Annotated in this window: 13 protein-coding genes; 9 read left to right on the plus strand and 4 right to left on the minus strand. The window is 68.3% G+C overall.

Going from position 1 to position 13,142, the window contains the following annotated elements:
• Nucleotides 1-69 precede the first annotated feature (69 nt).
• The 4 genes from yajC to IB278_RS30045 all read left to right on the plus strand — a co-directional run bounded on the left by yajC (nucleotide 70) and on the right by IB278_RS30045 (nucleotide 5,846).
• Nucleotides 70-405, plus strand: coding sequence for a preprotein translocase subunit YajC (gene yajC, locus IB278_RS30030; protein WP_018905224.1), 336 nt, complete (start codon nucleotides 70-72; stop codon nucleotides 403-405).
• A gap of 90 nt (nucleotides 406-495) precedes the next feature.
• Nucleotides 496-2,379, plus strand: coding sequence for a protein translocase subunit SecD (gene secD / locus IB278_RS30035; protein WP_192327573.1), 1,884 nt, complete (start codon nucleotides 496-498; stop codon nucleotides 2,377-2,379).
• An 18-nt stretch (nucleotides 2,380-2,397) separates the two neighbouring features.
• Nucleotides 2,398-3,357: a protein translocase subunit SecF gene (gene secF / locus IB278_RS30040; protein ID WP_145739225.1), complete on the plus strand. Its 960-nt coding sequence runs from the start codon at nucleotides 2,398-2,400 to the stop codon at nucleotides 3,355-3,357.
• 140 nt (nucleotides 3,358-3,497) lie between these two features.
• Nucleotides 3,498-5,846: a DUF1631 family protein gene (locus tag IB278_RS30045; RefSeq protein WP_145739227.1), complete on the plus strand. Its 2,349-nt coding sequence runs from the start codon at nucleotides 3,498-3,500 to the stop codon at nucleotides 5,844-5,846.
• Here IB278_RS30045 and IB278_RS30050 read toward each other — a convergent pair.
• From IB278_RS30050 to IB278_RS30060, 3 genes are all read right to left on the minus strand, one after another.
• Nucleotides 5,843-6,361, minus strand: coding sequence for a DUF494 family protein (locus IB278_RS30050; RefSeq protein WP_192327576.1), 519 nt, complete (start codon nucleotides 6,359-6,361; stop codon nucleotides 5,843-5,845). The two genes, IB278_RS30045 and IB278_RS30050, sit on opposite strands and share 4 nt — an antisense overlap.
• Nucleotides 6,362-6,502: 141 nt before the next feature.
• Complete coding sequence (gene dprA / locus IB278_RS30055) at nucleotides 6,503-7,663, minus strand: DNA-processing protein DprA (RefSeq protein ID WP_145739231.1); 1,161 nt, start codon at nucleotides 7,661-7,663, stop codon at nucleotides 6,503-6,505.
• 33 nt (nucleotides 7,664-7,696) lie between these two features.
• Nucleotides 7,697-8,914: a LysM peptidoglycan-binding domain-containing protein gene (locus IB278_RS30060; protein WP_145739233.1), complete on the minus strand. Its 1,218-nt coding sequence runs from the start codon at nucleotides 8,912-8,914 to the stop codon at nucleotides 7,697-7,699.
• A gap of 160 nt (nucleotides 8,915-9,074) precedes the next feature.
• Here IB278_RS30060 and def point away from each other — a divergent pair, with 160 nt between their 5' ends.
• Genes def through IB278_RS30085 form a run of 5 tightly spaced genes read left to right on the plus strand, consistent with a single transcriptional unit; the run spans nucleotide 9,075 to nucleotide 12,118 of the window.
• A complete protein-coding gene (def, locus tag IB278_RS30065) occupies nucleotides 9,075-9,596 on the plus strand; it encodes a peptide deformylase (protein ID WP_015867852.1) in 522 nt (173 codons plus the stop codon).
• Nucleotides 9,593-10,093 (plus strand): hypothetical protein, encoded by a 501-nt coding sequence (locus IB278_RS30070; RefSeq protein WP_145739234.1) that lies wholly within the window; start codon nucleotides 9,593-9,595, stop codon nucleotides 10,091-10,093. Before def ends, IB278_RS30070 begins: the two co-directional genes overlap by 4 nt.
• On the plus strand, nucleotides 10,090-11,046 hold the full coding sequence (gene fmt, locus IB278_RS30075) for a methionyl-tRNA formyltransferase (protein WP_192327578.1): 957 nt from the start codon (nucleotides 10,090-10,092) through the stop codon (nucleotides 11,044-11,046). The genes IB278_RS30070 and fmt overlap by 4 nt, the downstream gene beginning before the upstream one ends.
• Nucleotides 11,046-11,786: an AzlC family ABC transporter permease gene (locus IB278_RS30080; RefSeq protein ID WP_145739238.1), complete on the plus strand. Its 741-nt coding sequence runs from the start codon at nucleotides 11,046-11,048 to the stop codon at nucleotides 11,784-11,786. The genes fmt and IB278_RS30080 overlap by 1 nt, the downstream gene beginning before the upstream one ends.
• Complete coding sequence (locus IB278_RS30085) at nucleotides 11,783-12,118, plus strand: AzlD domain-containing protein (protein ID WP_015867848.1); 336 nt, start codon at nucleotides 11,783-11,785, stop codon at nucleotides 12,116-12,118. The genes IB278_RS30080 and IB278_RS30085 overlap by 4 nt, the downstream gene beginning before the upstream one ends.
• A gap of 17 nt (nucleotides 12,119-12,135) precedes the next feature.
• Here IB278_RS30085 and IB278_RS30090 read toward each other — a convergent pair whose 3' ends face one another.
• Nucleotides 12,136-13,110, minus strand: a complete 975-nt coding sequence (locus IB278_RS30090) for a Bug family tripartite tricarboxylate transporter substrate binding protein (protein WP_192327581.1) — start codon at nucleotides 13,108-13,110, stop codon at nucleotides 12,136-12,138.
• Nucleotides 13,111-13,142 lie beyond the last annotated feature (32 nt).

Below are 13,142 nucleotides of genomic sequence, written 5' to 3' on the forward strand. Positions count from 1 at the left end.
CGGGGCCGCGGAACCGCGGGCCCGGTCCGCGCTTCTGACATTCCTCTCTTCTCTCTGCTGGAGACTCTCTTGTTCATTTCCTCTGCTTTCGCCCAGACCGCACCCGCAGCTTCCGGCGGTGGCGACATGCTGTCCTCGCTGGGCAGCATGCTGCCCCTGGTGCTGATGTTCGTGGTGCTGTATTTCGTGATGATCCGCCCGCAAATGAAGCGCCAGAAGGAAGCCCGCGCCATGATCGAGGCGCTGGCCAAGGGCGACGAAGTGGCCACCGCCGGCGGCGTGCTCGGCAAGATCACTTCGCTCGGCGACCAGTACCTCGGCCTCGAAATCGCCAATGGCGTGGAGATCAAGATCCAGCGCAGCGCTGTGGTCCAGGTCCTGCCCAAGGGCGCCGTCAAGCAGTAAGCCCAGCAATCAACGCGCGGCTCGGCCTTGCGCTTCGTGGCGCATGGCCTCAAGTCACGCCGGTGTCCTGTTTCTGAAAAGCGCTTTCTCATGAACCGTTATCCGGTCTGGAAGTACGCGATCATCGTGATCGTGCTGCTTGTGGGGTTGATCTATTCCCTGCCGAACTTCTTCGGCGAGGCGCCTGCCGTGCAGGTGTCCGCGGCCAAGTCCACCGTCAAGGTCGACGCGGCCACCCAGAGCCGGGTCGAGGAGGCGCTCAAGGCCGCCGGGCTCGCGCCCGACCTGCTCACGCTCGAGGCCGGCTCGCTGCGCGCGCGCTTCGCCACGCCCGACGAGCAGCTCAAGGCGCGCGACACCCTGCAGCGCACGCTGGTGCCCGATCCGGCCGATCCACCCTACGTGGTGGCGCTGAACCTGGTCTCGCGTTCGCCGGCCTGGCTCACGTCGCTGCATGCGTTCCCGATGTACCTGGGCCTGGACCTGCGCGGCGGCGTCGACTTCCTGCTGCAGGTCGACATGAAGGGCGCCATCGACAAGAAGGCCGAATCCTTCGCGAGCGACCTGCGCACCACCTTCCGCGACAAGGGCATCCGCGGCACCTCGGTGAGCCGCAACGGCCAAACCATCGAGGTCCTGTTCCGCGACGCGGCCGCGCTCGAAGCGGCCAAGCGCCTGATCCAGGACCAGTTCCAGGACCTCGCCACCACCGACAGCCAGGACGGCAGCAACTGGCGCCTCGTGGCCACCATCAAGCCCGAAGCCGCGCGCCGGCTCCAGGACGCGGCGCTCAAGCAGAACATCACCACGCTGCACAACCGGATCAACGAACTCGGCGTGGCCGAGCCGGTGATCCAGCAGTCGGGCCTGGACCGCATCGTGGTGCAGCTGCCCGGCGTGCAGGACACGGCCAAGGCCAAGGACATCCTGGGGCGCACCGCCACGCTCGAGATGCGCCTGGTAGACGAAAGCGCCGAAGGCCGCGCGGCCGAGCTCAGCGGCGGACCGGTGCCCTTCGGCTCCGAGAAGTTCCTCGAGCGCAACGGCCGTCCCGTGATCGTGAAGAAGCAGGTGCTCGTCACCGGCGAGAACCTCACCGACGCGCAGCCCGGCTTCGACCAGCAGAGCAACCAGCCCAAGGTCGACCTGACCATGGACGCCAAGGGCGGCCGCATCATGCGCGACGTGAGCCGCGAGAACTACAAGAAGCGCATGGCCATGCTGATCTTCGAGAAGGGCAAGGGCGAAGTGCTCACGGCCCCGTCGATCAATGGCGAGCTCGGCAACCGCTTCCAGATTTCCGGCTCGATGACCGTGGTCGAGGCCAACGACCTCGCGCTGCTGCTGCGCGCCGGCTCGCTGGCCGCGCCGATGGAAATCATCCAGGAACGCACCATCGGCCCGAGCCTGGGCGCCGACAACATCGAGAAGGGCTTCAAGAGCGTGATGTATGGCTTCCTGGCCATCATGGTGTTCATGTGCGCCTACTACGCGCTGTTCGGCCTGTTCTCGTCGATCGCGCTGGCCGTCAACCTGATGCTGCTGGTCGCCATTCTCTCGATGCTGCAGGCCACGCTCACGCTGCCCGGCATCGCGGCCATGGCGCTGGCCATCGGCGTGGCCATCGACTCCAACGTGCTGATCAACGAGCGCGTGCGCGAGGAGCTGCGCAACGGCGCCTCGCCGCAGGCGGCCATCCACGCCGGCTACGACCGCGCCTGGGGCACGATCCTCGACTCCAACGTGACCACGCTGATCGCGGGCATCGCGCTGCTGGCCTTCGGCTCGGGGCCGGTGCGCGGCTTCGCGGTGGTGCACTGCATCGGCATCGTCACCTCGATGTTCTCGGCCGTGTTCTTCTCGCGCGGCCTCGTGAACTTCTGGTACGGCCAGAAGAAGAAGCTCAAGACGGTGTCGATCGGCACGGTCTGGCGCCCCAAGACCGACGGCACGGCCGTGGCTGAAGGCAAGTAAAGGTCAAGGACAAGCGCCATGGAATTCTTCCGCATCCACAAGACCATCCCGTTCATGCGCCACGCGCTGGTGCTGAACATCATCTCCTTCGTCACCTTCGCGCTGGCGGTGTTCTTCCTGCTGCACCGCGGGCTGCACCTGTCGGTGGAGTTCACGGGCGGCACCGTGATGGAGGTGGCCTACCAGCAGTCGGCCGACATCGGCAAGGTGCGCGAGGCCATCGGCAAGCTCGGCTACCCCGACGTGCAGGTGCAAAGCTACGGCACCTCGCGCGACGTGCAGATCCGCCTGCCGGCGCAAAAGGGCATGAACTCCGACCAGCAGAGCGCACAGGTGATGCAGGCGCTCAAGACGGTCGATCCCTCGGCCACGCAGCGCGGCATCGAGGTGGTCGGCCCGCAGGTCGGCGAGGAGCTCACCACCAACGGGCTCAAGGCGCTCGGCATGGTGGTGGTGGGCATCATGATCTACCTGGCGATCCGCTTCGAATGGAAGTTTGCGCTTGCCACCGTGCTCGCCAACCTGCACGACGTGGTCATCATCCTGGGCTTCTTCGCCTTCTTCCAGTGGGAGTTCTCGCTCGCGGTGCTGGCGGCGGTGCTGGCGGTGCTGGGCTATTCGGTCAACGAGTCGGTCGTGATCTTCGACCGGGTGCGCGAGAACTTCCGGCGCTACCGCAAGATGAACACCGTCGAGATCATCGACAACGCAATCACCTCGACCATCAGCCGCACCATCATCACGCACGGCTCGACGCAGCTGGTGGTGCTCTCGATGTTCTTCTTCGGCGGCCCGACGCTGCACTACTTTGCGCTGGCGCTGACCATCGGCATCTGCTTTGGCATCTACTCGTCCTGCTTCGTGGCGGCGGCCATTGCCATGTGGCTGGGCATCAAGCGCGAAGACCTGATCAAGGGCGGCCCGACCAAGCGCGACGGCGGCTCCGAGGACGACCCGAACGCCGGCGCCGTGGTCTGATTGCGCCGGATCAAGGGGACCGCACCGCGCAAGCCCGCAACCATGCCGCAGGTGATGCACACTTATGCGGTGGCGCTTGCCGATGCAAGCTTTCGGCTTTCGCCGAAAAATAGAGTCCCATTGGCCTTCCTGATCCTTCAATGAGCACTGCGCGGTCCGCCTCTTCCCTGCAGCTCGCACGCGAGACGCGCGAGCGCTTCGTGCGTGCCACCGAGGGCGTCATCGTCCCGCTGGCGCAGGCGATACGGGACCGCCTGACGCAGCAGGCCTCGGAAATCGGCAGTGCGCGCACCATGCAGGAGAGCCGCGACGACTTCGTGGCGTTCCAGGGCCAGGCCTCGCAATGGGTGTCGCTCGCGCAGGCGGGCTGGCGCAAGTCGGTGGACGCTACAGCGGGTGCGGCGCCCGCTGCGCCGGCCGCGAAGCTGCGGCTCGAACTCATCGGCGACGATGCCATGGAGAGCAGCATCCTGTCGTCGCGCCTCGCGCAGCTGATCCACGACAAGGCCAGCTTCGAACTCAGCGACCTGCGGCTGCGCATCCAGTTCCTGGAAGGCACCGCGGAACTCGACGCCCACGACGTGCTCAGGCCCGAAACGCTGGCCCGGCTGCTGGTGGACCAGTGGCTGGCGGCCGGCCTGAGTCGCGCGCTCTGGGCCCGCGTGCAGGACACCGTGCAGCAGCAGCTCGTCGGCGTGGTCGTCAAGGCCTACGAAGACGCCAACGCCTTCCTGGTCTCCCGGGGCGTGATGCCCGAAATCGATCTCAAGAGCTTTGTCCGCCGCACCGGCAGCAGCACCGGCAGCGTCAGTCCCACCGGGCCGGCGACGATGCCGGCATCGCCCTACGCCGGCGGCGCCGTGCAGCGCCCGGGCGCCGCGCCGGCCTTCACCACGGGCGGCTCGCCGCTGATGGTCGCCCGCCAGCGCGCGCAGACGGCGCTCCTGAGCCTCAAGCGCTTCGTCGCCGCCCGCATCGGCGCGGAGCCGCCGGCCTCGCCTTCGCCCTCGATGACGACGACGGGAATGGACGGCCATGCGGCCGTCGCCGGCGCGACCGGCGCCGGGGGCGCCCGCGCCGTCTCCCGGACCTTTGTCGGCGCGATCGCCGAAGCCGAGGCCGCCTACCGGGTGGCTGCCTCGCAGTACATGCAGGGTTCGGTGCCGGGCTCCGCGGAGCAGGCCACCCTGATCCAGCAGACCGCGGTCGACCTCCGGCGGCGCAGCACCGAGCTCAAGAAAAGGGCGCCCACCACCGCCGACAAGGCCACGGTCGAGATCGTGGCGCTCATGTTCCAGGCCATCCTCGCCGAGGAGCGCATTCCTTTCTCGGCGCGCGTGTGGTTTGCCCGCCTGCAGATGCCGGTGCTGCGCGTGGCCATTGCCGAGCCCGAGTTCTTCGGCACGCTGCAGCACCCCGCGCGCATGCTGATCGACCGCATGGGCTCCTGCGTGATGGGCTTCGATGCCGCCGCCATCTCGGGCAGCGCGCTCGAGGGCGAGATCCGCCGCGTGGTGCAGGTGATCGAGCAGTATCCCGAAACCGGCCAGCGCGTCTTCAAGCTGGTGTTCGACGAGTTCGTCGCCTTCCTCAACCGCTATCTCACGCAAAGCGACGCCACCCAGCGCGTCATGAGCGTGGCGCAGCAGGTCGAGCAGAAGGAAACGATGGCGATCCAGTACACCATCGAGCTGCGCAAGATGCTCAACGACATGCCGGTGCGCGAGGAGATCCGCGAGTTTCTCTTCAAGGTCTGGGCCGAGGTGCTGGCGATTGCCGCGCTGCGCTACGGCGCGCAGGGCGAGCAGACGGTGATGCTCAAGCGCGTGGCCTCCGAGCTCGTGTGGGCGGCCAGCGCCAAGCCCAACCGCGCCGACCGCGCCCGCGTGATCCAGGACCTGCCGCAGCTGCTGCAGCGCCTGCGCCTGGGCATGAACCTGCTGGGCATCATCGACGAGCCGCAGGAGGCCCACATCAAGGCCATCGGCGCCACCCTGTCCGACGCCTTCCTGTCGAAGACCGAAGCCATTCCCGCGGCCAAGATCGAGGCCATGGCCGAGCGCCTCGCGCACCTGGAAGATTTCGTCAGCGACGACGGCGGCGCCTCCAGCCTGCCGCTCGATGCGAACAGCATCGAACTGCTGCTGGGCGTGGATGCGGCCTCGATCGAGGTCGTGGCCGACACCATGGGCGGCGTTCCGGCCGAAGACATGCTCGCGTGGGCCCACGAACTGGAGGTCGGCAACTGGTTCATGCTCGACCACAACGACCGCGTGAGCCAGGTGCAGTTCGTCTGGCGCAGCGACCGCAAGCAGCTGCACCTGTTCGCCTCGGCCGACGGCCGCAGCTTCCTGATCCAGGTCGGCCGGCTGGCCAGCTACCTGCAGGCCGGCCTTCTGGTGCCGGCCGAGGAAGAAACGCTCACGGTGCGCGCCACGCGCGAGGCGCTGGCCAAGCTCGACGCCAATCCCGAGCGGCTGCTGAACTAGTGTGCGACGCGGCCTTCGCGGCTTTCGCAGAGTTCGTCGAGCACCAGCGCATCGGGCTCGATGCCGGTGCTCCAGTGCACCATCAGCACGATGATCTTGAGCTCGTCGAGCGCGACCGGATCGCCCGGCGCCGCCATGGCGCGCTCGATGACGATCTCGCGCAGGCCGCAGGACAGCACGTTCGATGATTCGAGAAAGCGGATGAAGCCCAGGCAGTCGGCGCCCAGGTGCTCCTGCTCGGCCTGCGAGTAGACCCGCATGGCGTTGTCCGACTGGGGCAGGGCCGCTTCGGGCGCGCCGCGCAGCGTGACCGTGGCCACGGCGTCGTCGCCGGGACTTCGTTCGAGCTGCATGCCCTGCGTGGCAAGGCTCAGGCCGTCGAGCCAGTGAAGCGCATCGCGGATTTCTTCGGGCTCGAAGCCGTGGGCGCTGAGCTTGCGGCCCAGTTGATGGGGTTCGGGGCAGGCATCGCCGCGCCAATAGTTTTCGTAGACAAACACGAGCACTTCGAACATGGGCCCAATATAGCCGAGGAAATGTGGCTCGCCCCCAGGCTTCGTGCACTTCGTGCCGCTTCGCCCACCCCTACCGGGGGCAACACCAGCGGCCCGGCAAAGCCGGTTCCGCGGTGTTTCACGAAAAAGCGGGCCCGGGCGTCAGCCGATGGCTGCTCGCTGGAACAGGCCGCCGGGCAGCCGCGCGACGTGGCCGTCGAGCTCGAGTTCGAGCAGCCGGGCCTGCAGCGCGGCGGCGCTCCAGCCGGTGCGCGCGCTCAGCGCGTCCAGGCTCACGGGGTCGAAGCCGAGCGCGTCCAGCAAGGGCTCTTCGCGCGCGCCGGGCACAGCGCCGGCATCGCCGTTCGCGGCTGCCGGCGCCGGCGCCGCCGCCGCGCTGCCCGCGTGCAGCGACGGCAGCTCCTCGAGGATGTCGTTGACCGATTCGACCAGCTTCGCGCCCTGGCGGATCAGCGCATGGCAGCCGCGCGACTGCGGCGAATGGATCGAGCCCGGAATGGCGAACACTTCCTTGCCTTGTTCCGAGGTGAGCCGCGCGGTGATCAGCGAGCCCGATGCCAGCGCGGCCTCGACCACCAGCGTGCCGCGCGCCAGGCCGGCGATGAGGCGGTTGCGCTTGGGGAAGTTCTGCGTGAGCGGCGGCGTGCCGAGCGGCAGCTCGCTCACGATCAGCCCTTGCAGCGTGATGCGGTGCGCCAGGTCGCGGTGCCGCGCGGGATAGACGCGGTCCAGGCCGGTGCCCACCACGGCCACCGTGGCGAGCCGCGGCATGTCGCCGGCCGCATCGAGCGCGCCCTGGTGCGCGGCGCCGTCGACGCCGAGCGCAAGGCCCGACACCACCGGCAGGCCCGCTTCGCCCAGCGCGCGCGCAAAGGCGCGGGCATTCGCGGCGCCCTGGGGCGTGGGGTTGCGGCTGCCGACCACCGCAATGCTGTGGCCGAGCTGGGTCAGGTCGAAGTCCGTGGCACCGAGCACGTAGAGCATTAGCGGGGGGTCGGCCATCTCGAGCAGCGAGGCGGGGTAGGCGGCATCGCCCAGCGTGACCAGGCGGCGCGCGCCGCCGTCATCGTGGCCGGGCTGCAGCCACTGCCAGGTCTGGTCGAGCTGGGCCTGCAGGCCCGGCAGCGGCTGGTGCAGGGCGTCGGCCTGCGCTGGCGAAACGACCTGGCGCAGCGCCTCGCCCGTCTGCGCAAAGATATTCTCGGGCAGCCCGAAGGCCGCCAGCAGCCGGCGCGCGGCGCCATCGCCGATGCCCGGCGTCAGTGAAAGCCGCAGCCAGCCTGCGAGTTCTGCTCGGTCCAAATGAAGCGGAGAAAGAAGAAAGCGGAAAAAGCGTCAGGGATTGACGAGGAAGTCGCCCGCCTTCGGAGTGTCGGTGATCTCGAGCACCAGTGCGTACGAAACCTTTTCGAAGGGCCGGAACACCATCAGCAGGCCGATGCGTTCGTTCGGCAGCTTGATGGTTTCCTTGCGCGCGCCGGTGCGGTCGAGAATGGTCTCGCCGTTCTTCAGGATGGCCAGCACGTGGCCGCTGTCGATGCCGTCGCGCGTGCCCTTGTTGATGGCCACCACCTGGTTCTGCGCCGCGAACTGCACCGCATTGCCGTAGACCGAGATGATGCGGCCCTCGACCTGCGAGGAGGGCGCGCGCGGCACATAGCTCAGCAGCTGGCGCGGCGGTTCGGGCAGCAGGCGGTCGCCGGCGCGGATTTCCTCGCGCGCCGCGATGATGTCGATGCTGGCCGGCACCACGGTGATGACGTCCTTGTCGTCGGTGGTCTCGACCGTGGTCGATTCGCCGCGCTGCAGCTGCGCCTTGCCCAGGTACTGCGCCTCGTAGCCGAGGATTTCGCCGGTTCCCGGGTCCTTCAGCGGCGTGGCGCTGCGGAACACGCGGAAATTCTTCAGCGGGCCGGGCGTCTCGAGCAGCGGCGTCTCGGCGTTGCCGCGCGCATAGGCGCGGTCGCCGCGCGACAGCAGGACGCGGCTGTCGTTGCCGGCAACGATGCGCGGCGCGGCCTGCAGCGTGTCGGCGTCCACCACGATCGGCTCGCTCAGGAAGGGCTCGATGATGCTCGGGTTGAGCGTGGGCAGGGCCATGCCGGCCAGCGAGTCGAAGCGCGTGCGCGGCGACAGCTTGATGGTGCCGCCATCGGCGCTGCCGCCAGCGCCGCGGCGCATGGTCAGGCGTGCGCGGCCGCCAGTCTTGTCCAGGTAGAGAACCTGCCCGGGGTAGATGCGGTGCGGATTCGCGATTTCGCTGATGTTCATGCCCCACAGTTCCGGCCAGCGCCAGGGGCGCAGCAGGTAGAGGCGCGAGATGGCCCACAGCGTGTCGCCGGGCTTGACCGTGTATTCGTCGGGCGCGTTGGGCGCCAGTTCGCTCAGCGGAACGCCGTTCTGGGCGGTTTGCTGGGCGGTGGCGCGCTGCTGCGGCGTGACGGGGTAGTTCTGCGCCCACGCCGCCGTCGTGCCGCCAGTGATCACCGCAAGGGCAGCCAACGTGGCGAGAAGATGCGGGCGCTGGCGGACAGTGATTCGGAGCTTTTTCATGTCTGGATGGGTGAGCGCGCCGCGTATCGGCGTGCATACGAATCTCACAATTTGCTACGAATTCTGCGCCCGAAGCCCTTGGGAGGGCAACGTTTTCAGGCGATCCGGAGTCGCCGCGTCGCGGAATTGGCGAAAATAGCCACAACTTTCTCCCTGTTTCATGGCCAAACGAATCATTCTGAGTTACCCGGACAAGCGCCTGCACACGGTGGCCAAGCCCGTGCAGGGCGTCGACGCGCGCATCAAGGCCCTGGTGGCCGACATGCTCGAGACCATGTACGACGCCAGCGGCATCGGCCTGGCCGCGACCCAGGTCGACGTGCACGAGCGGCTGGTCGTCATCGACGTGTCCGAGGAACGCAACGAGCCGCTGGTGCTCATCAATCCCGAAATTATCTGGGCAAGCGACGAAAAGGTGTTGAACGAAGAGGGCTGCCTCTCGGTGCCGGGCATCTACGACGGCGTCATGCGCTCCACCTCGGTCAAGGTCCAGGCGCTGGACGAGAACGGCGAGCTGCGCACCATCGAGGCCGAAGGCCTCCTGGCCGTGTGCATCCAGCACGAGCTCGACCACCTGCTGGGCAAGGTGTTCGTCGAATACCTGTCGCCGCTCAAGCGCAACCGCATCAAGAGCAAGCTGCTCAAGCAGCAGCGCGAAGAGGCCAAAGAGGGCCGGGCGTGACCGTCTCCCTGCGGCCCTGGGCCCTCGGCCTTGCCGCAGCAGGGCTCGTGCTGGCGGGCTGCGCGAGCGAACCCACGCGCATCGTGCCTGGCACCACCGCCGCCGAAACCCTGCAGCGCCTGGGCGCACCCACGGGCCGCTATCCGCTCAACGGCGGCGGCGAGCGCCTGCAATATTCGCGCATGCCGGCGGGTTTCGAGGTCATCGACATCGACGTCGATGCCGCCGGCAAAGTCGTTTCCGTGACCCAGGTGCTCAACGAGGCGCGCTTCGGCCACGACATCAAGGTCGACCGGTGGCGCCAGAACGACGTGCTCGCCTTCTATGGCCGGCCTTTTGAAACCAGCCGCGTCAGCTCGTTCGACGGCGTGGTCTGGACCTGGCGCTACAAGGCCGTGAACGAGCGCCGCATGCTCTATATCTACATCGATCCCACCGGCGTGGTTCGCCGCTATCACACGGGGGACGACCTCGAACTCGATCGGATCCGCGATTGACCCCGCTGAAAGTCGTTTTCGCGGGCACGCCCGAGTTCGCGCGCGCCGCGCTCGAAGCCATTGCCGCCGCCGGCCATGAGATCGCGCTGGTGCTGAGCCAGCCCGACCGGCCCGCGGGCCGCGGCATGAAGCTGCAGGCCTCGCCCGTCAAGCAATGCGCCCTCGCCCACGGTTGGCCGGTGGCACAGCCGCGCAGCCTGCGGCTGGACGGCAAGTACCCGCAAGACGCCGCAGCCGCGCACGACGCGCTGCTGGCGGCCCGGCCCGACGTGATGGTGGTCGCGGCCTACGGCCTCATCCTGCCGCAATGGGTGCTCGACCTGCCGGCGCACGGCTGCCTCAACATCCACGCCAGCCTGCTGCCGCGCTGGCGCGGCGCGGCCCCCATCCACCGCGCCATCGAGGCCGGCGACGCGCAGACCGGCATCACGATCATGCAGATGGACGCCGGCCTCGACACCGGCGACATGCTGCTGCGCGAAGCCGTCGACATCGGCAGCGACTCCACCGCGCGGCTGCACGACCGGCTGGCCGAGCTGGGCGGGCGCCTGATCGTCCAGGCGCTGGCGAACATCGGCCACCTTGTGCGCACGCCGCAGCCCGCCGAAGGCGTCACCTACGCCAGCAAGGTCGAGAAGCACGAAGCCCAGATCGACTGGACCCAGCCAGCCGACGCCATCGTGCGGCGCATCCGGGCCTTCGACCCGTTCCCGGGCGCCAACAGCCTGCTCGACGGCGAAACCATCAAGCTCTGGGCCGCGCATGCGGTGCCGCCGGCCGAGGTTGTGGCCGCGCCGGGCACCCTGCTGGCCGTGAGCGACGCCGGCGTGGCGGTGGCGGCGGCCGGCTCGGTGGTGATGGCGACCGAACTGCAGCGGCCCGGCGGCAAGCGCCTGGCCGTGGCCGACTTCCTGCGCGGCTTCGACCTGAAGCCCGGGCAGCGGTTCGGCTGATGTTCCTTTCCGCAGCCATTCGCCGCCGCCCCGAATTCCGCGCCGGCATCCGCGACATGTCCTCGGCCGCGCTGGGCATCGGCGCCTGGGGCCTGATGACCGGCGTGGCCATGGTCAAGTCGAACATGAGCGTGCTGGAGTCGGTGGCCATGACGCTGCTGGTCTATGCCGGCAGCTCCCAGCTCGCGGCCATTCCGCTCTTGTTCGCGGGCGCGCCGGCCTGGGTGATCCTGGCCACGGGCTTTTGCGTCAACCTGCGCTTCGTGGTCTTCAGCCTGCACCTGCGGCCCTACCTCATGCACATGCCGCGCTGGCGCCGCATGACGCACGGCTACCTGACGGCCGACCTGAGCTACGCGCTCTTCACCCGGCAGTACGCGGCGCCGCCGGCCACTGTTGCCGAGCAGCAGTCGCAGGAGGCCTATCTCACGGGCAACTACTTCGTGACCTGGTGCTCCTGGATGGGCATGAGCCTGCTGGGCATTGCGCTGGCCAACTTCATCCCGCAGAGCTGGGGCCTGGGTTTTGCCGGCGTGCTGAGCCTGGTGGCGATCGTCTGCTCGATGGCCACCACGCGGCTGCGGGTGCTGGCCGCGCTGGTCGCGAGCGCCACCGCGGTGGCCGCCTATGCCCTGCCGCTCAAGCTCAACATCGTGGTGGCCATCGGTGCCGCGGTGCTGCTGTGCTTCTGGCTCGAGAAGCGGTTCGGGCTCGACCCCGACGCGGAGGACGACAAGTGAGGGGCACCGACCTGTGGACGATGGGCGTGATCGTCGGGCTGGCCGCGGTCACGGTGCTGACGCGCTGCTTCTTCTTCATCCTCGACCGGCCCTGGGGCCTGCCCGAGTGGGCGCACCGCGCACTGCACTACGCGCCCGCCGCCGCGCTGGCCGGCGTGATCGCGCCCGAGATCGTGATGACCCAGGGCCACCTGATCACCACGCTGCACGACGCGCGCCTGTATGCGGCGGTGGTCGGCGCCGCTTACTACTACTGGCGGCGCGGTGTGCTCGGCACGATGCTCGCGGGCATGGCGGTGTACCTGCCGCTGCACCTCGGCCTGGGCTGGTAGGGCCGGCGACTCTCCGTTCAATCCAGTTTCACGCCGGCGGCCTGGATGATCTTGCCCCAGCGTTCGCTCTCGGCCCGCGAGAGCTTGTAGAAATCCTGCGGCGTGCCCGGCAGCGCCTCGAAGCCGAACTCCGCGAACAGCTTCACCACCTTCGGGGCCTTCATCGCCTTGTGCAGTTCGCCGTTGATGCGTGCCACCGCTTCGGGCGGCATGCCGGCCGGGCCGATCAGGCCGTGGAAGGCATAGGCGTTGACGTCGCTGAAGCCGGCCTCGACGAAGGTGGGCACCTCGGGCAGTGCGCTCGCACGCTGCGGCAGCGCAATCGCCAGCACCCGCACCTTGCCCGCCTTGATGATCGGCAGGCCAGAGGCCAGGTCGAGCATCATCGTGGGCACCTGGCCGCCCATCACGTCGGTCATTGCGGGCGCGGCGCCCTTGTACGGCACGTGCGTGATGCTCAGGCCGGCCTTCTGCTTGAAGAGTTCCATCGCCATGTGGTGCGGCGAGCCGTTGCCGGGCGAGGCATAGCTCACCTTCTCGGGGTTGGCCTTCACGTGGCGCACGAACTCGGCCACGTTCTTCGCGGGAAAGTCGGGGTGCACCACCAGCGCCACCGGAAAGCGGCCGATGGCGCCGATGTAGGTGAAGTCGCTCGCGGGCTTGTAGGGCAGCCTGGCGAACATGTGCTCGTTGAAGAGCAGCGCCGCGTTCTCGGCCTGCATGATGGTGTAGCCGTCGGGCTTGGCCTGCATCATCACGGACACGCCGATGTTGGTCGATGCGCCGGGGCGGTTGTCGATGATGAGCGGCTGTCCGAGCGAAGGCTGCATCGCCTCGGCCAGCGCGCGCGCGAGGTTGTCGGTGCCGCCGCCGGCCACGTAGGGCACGATCCATTTGACGGGCTGGCTCGGGTAGGCGGCGGGCTGCTGCGCCGATGCGAAGGGGCTGGCCAGCCCGAGGGCCGCGGCCATGAGGGAAATCAGTCGCTTCATCGTTTCTTGTCTCCGTTGCTTGTTGTCTTGAA

It is taken from the genome of Variovorax sp. VRV01, assembly GCF_014852545.1.
GTDB lineage: Bacteria > Pseudomonadota > Gammaproteobacteria > Burkholderiales > Burkholderiaceae_C > Variovorax > Variovorax beijingensis_A.

Excerpts from the sequence above, each read along its gene's own strand:
- secD (WP_192327573.1), top strand. The coding sequence starts at position 496 with ATGAACCGTTATCCGGTCTGGAAGTACGCGATCATCGTGATCGTGCTG.
- secF (WP_145739225.1), top strand. The coding sequence starts at position 2,398 with ATGGAATTCTTCCGCATCCACAAGACCATCCCGTTCATGCGCCACGCG.
- IB278_RS30045 (WP_145739227.1), top strand. The coding sequence starts at position 3,498 with ATGAGCACTGCGCGGTCCGCCTCTTCCCTGCAGCTCGCACGCGAGACG.
- IB278_RS30050 (WP_192327576.1), bottom strand. The coding sequence starts at position 6,361 with ATGTTCGAAGTGCTCGTGTTTGTCTACGAAAACTATTGGCGCGGCGAT.
- IB278_RS30060 (WP_145739233.1), bottom strand. The coding sequence starts at position 8,914 with ATGAAAAAGCTCCGAATCACTGTCCGCCAGCGCCCGCATCTTCTCGCC.
- def (WP_015867852.1), top strand. The coding sequence starts at position 9,075 with ATGGCCAAACGAATCATTCTGAGTTACCCGGACAAGCGCCTGCACACG.
- IB278_RS30080 (WP_145739238.1), top strand. The coding sequence starts at position 11,046 with ATGTTCCTTTCCGCAGCCATTCGCCGCCGCCCCGAATTCCGCGCCGGC.
- IB278_RS30090 (WP_192327581.1), bottom strand. The coding sequence starts at position 13,110 with ATGAAGCGACTGATTTCCCTCATGGCCGCGGCCCTCGGGCTGGCCAGC.